4 protein-coding genes are annotated in these 3973 nt (G+C 63.4%); 3 read left to right on the forward strand and 1 reads right to left on the reverse strand.

Annotation, left to right across the window (positions count from 1 at the left end):
- Window positions 1-1792, reverse strand: a 1792-nt coding sequence (locus EN969_RS20205) for a lytic transglycosylase domain-containing protein (protein ID WP_164758368.1), incomplete at its 3' end; no start/stop codon positions are given.
- A gap of 247 nt (window positions 1793-2039) precedes the next feature.
- On the opposite strand from EN969_RS20205, the gene dapA reads away from it, so the two are divergent.
- The 3 genes from dapA to EN969_RS20220 form a co-directional block, all read left to right on the forward strand.
- A complete protein-coding gene (gene dapA / locus EN969_RS20210) occupies window positions 2040-2921 on the forward strand; it encodes a 4-hydroxy-tetrahydrodipicolinate synthase (protein ID WP_013532595.1) in 882 nt (293 codons plus the stop codon).
- 25 nt (window positions 2922-2946) lie between these two features.
- Window positions 2947-3426 carry an SsrA-binding protein SmpB gene (gene smpB, locus EN969_RS20215; protein ID WP_013532594.1) on the forward strand — a complete coding sequence of 160 codons (480 nt, stop codon included), beginning with the start codon at window positions 2947-2949 and terminating at the stop codon, window positions 3424-3426.
- A 15-nt stretch (window positions 3427-3441) separates the two neighbouring features.
- The coding region (locus EN969_RS20220; protein WP_127419336.1) for a GH25 family lysozyme at window positions 3442-3973 on the forward strand (532 nt) is incomplete at its 3' end.

Consider the following 3973-nt stretch of genomic DNA (forward strand, 5'->3'; position numbering starts at 1 on the left):
GTTCGCCGAGGAAGGCCGAACCAAGCGTCGCGTTGTAGCCGGCATCGGTGGTCAGCCGTGTTTGCGAAAACTGCAGCCCGGCCTTCTTCGCCAATTGCCTTGCGGTTCCCGGCATCAGCTGCAGCAGCCCGCGCGCGCCGGCGCTCGACACGGCGCCGATGTTGAATTCGCTTTCCTGGCGGGCGATCGCATAGGCCAGCGCCTTGCCTGAGCCGGAAATGTCGGCCGAATCGGGAATGACGCCGAGCGGATGCGACAATGCGCCGACATCAATGCCGCGCGCCCCGGCGATCTTGCCGATTTTCAGCGCCATGAAATGGTTCCCTTGCTTTTCGGCAAGGACAGCGAGCAGCGCCAGTTCGCCTGGACTGGTCAACTGCCCGGCAAGGTCGCGATAGAGCGTCTCGGCATAGCGGTCGTAGCCCGCCTCCTGCAGCCGCTTGATGGCGCTGACGGCCTCGCGGCCGGCAAAGTTCTGCCGGTCGGCTGCGCTTGGCGAGGGATAGACGATGTTGAGCGCCTGCCGGCCGACACGTTCGGCGGCAAGCTGGCCGTAGAATGTCGTGCCGTAGGCAGCGGCGCGCGCAAAATAATCCTTGGCGTTGCCCGGGCCGCCGACTTCGGCGGCACGGCCGAGCCAGTAATACGCGCGCGACAGCGTCATCGGCCCTTGGGCAAGGTCGGCGATGCGAGCGAAATGCGTTGCGGCAAGCTTGGGGTCGTTCAGGCCGCGCAACGCGTACCAGCCGGCATGGAATTCGGCGTCGGCCGCATTGGTGGCACTTTCGGCAGCGTGTGTAGCGACGATCTTGTACGCGGCCTTCATGTCGCCCTGGTCGACCAGTTCACGCGACAGCACCCGGCGCTCGACCCACCAGGCATCCGGATCGACCAGAGCTTCGCGATCGGTCGGTGCCTGCATCACAATGGCTGCAGCGCCGGCAAAATCCTCCTGCTTGCGCAAATATTCGGCCTGCGCGAAGAAGTAGCCGGCCGAACGTTGCATTGCCGGCACGGCCTTCAGCAGCTTGGGCGCGTTCTTGTCGCCTTTGTCGGCCGCCGCCCATGCATCGGCGAGCTGCTGGGCGCCGGCGAGGCCGGCGACGCGCAGCGCGGAATTCGCGCGGTCGGCATAGAACATGCGCTCCATGCGAAAGCGGTGGTCCGCGGCCGGGATCAGGCTGCCGAATTCCTTGATCAGCGCCGCCTCGTCCTTGGCCTCCAGGATCGCGGTGCGCCAGAAGGGCGACAGCACGGAACGCGCCGCCTTGGTATTGCTGGACGCCACATAGGCGCGGGCGAGAACCATCACGCCTTCGAATGTCTGCGGCTGGCTGCCATCGAACGCCCTGATGACGATGTCGGGGGCAGGGTTCTCTCGATAGAGCGCGCGCTCGCTGTTCTTGCGCAGGGCTACGGTCCCCGGCCAGTTGGGCAGCATCTTGGCCGCAGCAGTGATATCGTCGCTCGGAACCTTGTCGCCGCCATAAAGCGCGATCGCCCAGGCAAGGATATGCTGGTCGAGCGACTGCGCCGGAAGGGCATCGCGCACGCCACGAGCGCGGAGACTATCACCCCGCGCCAACGCATCCAGTCCGCTTTTCAGAGGGGCGACGTCGGGCAAGGGCGCCTGTCGCGTTCTGTCCTGCAGGTCTGGCAGCGCAATTGCCGCGCCTGGAATCGGAATGGCTGAGGTGACCCGTGCGTCCACGCTGCCGCTGATCGCCATGCCCGGCATCAGCGCGAGCGCGGCGCCAAGCAGCGCGAGAAGGTGAGGCCGACCGCCCGGCATGATCCCTAAATCTTTCCTTGTCCTGGCATTCCACAAGCTGGCGAAGATGCCTCGAAGCCTAAACTTAGGTCGTGAAGAGCCCGTAAACAAAGAGTTAGCGAGGCCGTTCGAATTGCGCTTGCTGGCACCATGGCAATGCTTGCCGCGCAACCATGTCGAGACTATGGTGCGCCGCTTCGCTTTCGGTTAGAAGGCGCGACCACAAACACCGACACAAAACACCAGAAGTGCCAAGGAGTTGGACGATATGCTGAGAGGCTCGCTTACTGCGCTCGTGACACCGTTCGAAAAGAGCGGGCGTTTCGACGAGAAAGCCTTTCGCGCATTCGTCGAATGGCAACTCGCGGAGGGCACGACGGGCCTGGTGCCGGTCGGCACCACCGGCGAGTCGCCGACACTGTCGCATGACGAGCACCGCCAGGTCGTCAAGGTATGCATCGAGGTGGCCAAGGGACGAGTTCCGGTCGTCGCCGGCGCTGGTTCCAACAACACCGAGGAAGCCGTCGGGCTCGTGCAGTATGCCGAGAAGGCCGGCGCCGATGCCGCCCTGGTCGTCACGCCTTATTATAACAGGCCGACGCAGCGCGGCCTGTATGAGCACTTCGCGGCGGTCGCCAGGGCGACCAAGCTGCCGATCATCATCTACAACATCCCGCCGCGCTCGGTCATCGACATGATGCCGGACACGATGGGCCGGCTCGTGCACGACTTCAAGAACATCGTCGGTGTCAAGGATGCCACCGGCAAGGTCGAACGGGTTTCCGAGCAGCGTGCCACGTGCGGCAAGGATTTCATCCAGCTTTCGGGCGAAGATGCTTCGGCGCTTGGATTCAACGCGCATGGCGGCGTCGGCTGTATTTCGGTGACGTCGAACGTCGCGCCGCGGCTGTGCGCCGAATTCCAGGAGGCAACGCTTGCCGGCGACAGCGCCAAGGCGCTGGATCTGCAGGATCGCCTGCTGCCGCTGCACAAGGCGATCTTCATCGAGCCTGGCGTTTCCGGCGCCAAATACGCGCTGTCGAAGCTAGGCAAGGTCGAAAACGTGCTGCGCTCGCCGTTGGTGACGATCGAACAGTCGACTGCCGACAAGATCGATGCGGCTATGAAGCACGCCGGCTTGATTAATTAGGGATGAGGCGCCACCTCTCCGCATCATGAATCAAGTCAGAAAAGCCGATCCCAACAACAAGACCGTTTCGGAAAACCGCAAGGCGCGGTTTTCCTATGAGGTGCTCGACACGGTCGAGGCCGGTCTGGTGCTGACCGGCACCGAGGTCAAGTCGCTGCGCCAGGGCCAGGCCAACATCCAGGACAGCTACGCCTCGGTCGAAGGCGGCGAGATCTGGCTGATCAATTCCTATCTGCCGGAATATCTGCAGGCCAACCGCTTCAACCACGAGCCCAGGCGGCGCCGCAAGCTGCTGCTCAACAAGCGCGAAATGGCGAAACTGTCGCAAAGCGTCGACCGCGAAGGCATGACGCTTGTGCCGCTGAAAATCTATTTCAACGACCAGGGCCGCGCCAAGCTGCTGCTCGCTGTCGGCCGCGGCAAGAAACTGCACGACAAGCGCGAGAGCGAGAAGCAGCGCGATTGGTCGCGCGAGAAGGGCCGGCTGTTAAAAGAGCGTGGGTAGGCTGGGGCCATTCGCTTGAAGAACCGAATTGTTCTCTTTGGTCTGGCCAGTCTGGTCTTGGTATGTTTCGTCGCAGCAGGCGGCTACATCTATTTCAAGGCATTCTCGCCGGACCGCGACAAATATCCGCTCAGGGGCATCGACGTTTCCCATCATCAGGGCCGGATCGACTGGCCGCGTGTCGCCGCCGACGATGTCGCCTTCGCAGTCATCAAGGCGACCGAAGGCGGCGATCATGTCGACGATGCCTTCGCGAAGAATCTGGAAGAGGCCCGCGCCGCCGGTCTCGCCGTCGGCGCCTATCACTTTTTCACCTTTTGCCGACCTGGCGCCGACCAGGCGAAGAATTTCATCTCGGTTGTGCCGCACGACCAGCCGCTGCTGCCGCCGGTCGTCGACATCGAATTCGGCGGCAACTGCCCGCAGCGGCCGACGCCCGAACAATTGAACGCCGAACTGGCCGCGTTCCTCGCTCCAGTCGAGGCGACGTTCGGCAAGCCTGCGATCGTCTATCTGACCGATGAGGCAGCGCAGACCTATGCAGGGC

This window comes from Mesorhizobium sp. M7A.F.Ca.CA.003.01.2.1, from assembly GCF_003998945.1.
Lineage (GTDB): Bacteria > Pseudomonadota > Alphaproteobacteria > Rhizobiales > Rhizobiaceae > Mesorhizobium > Mesorhizobium ciceri.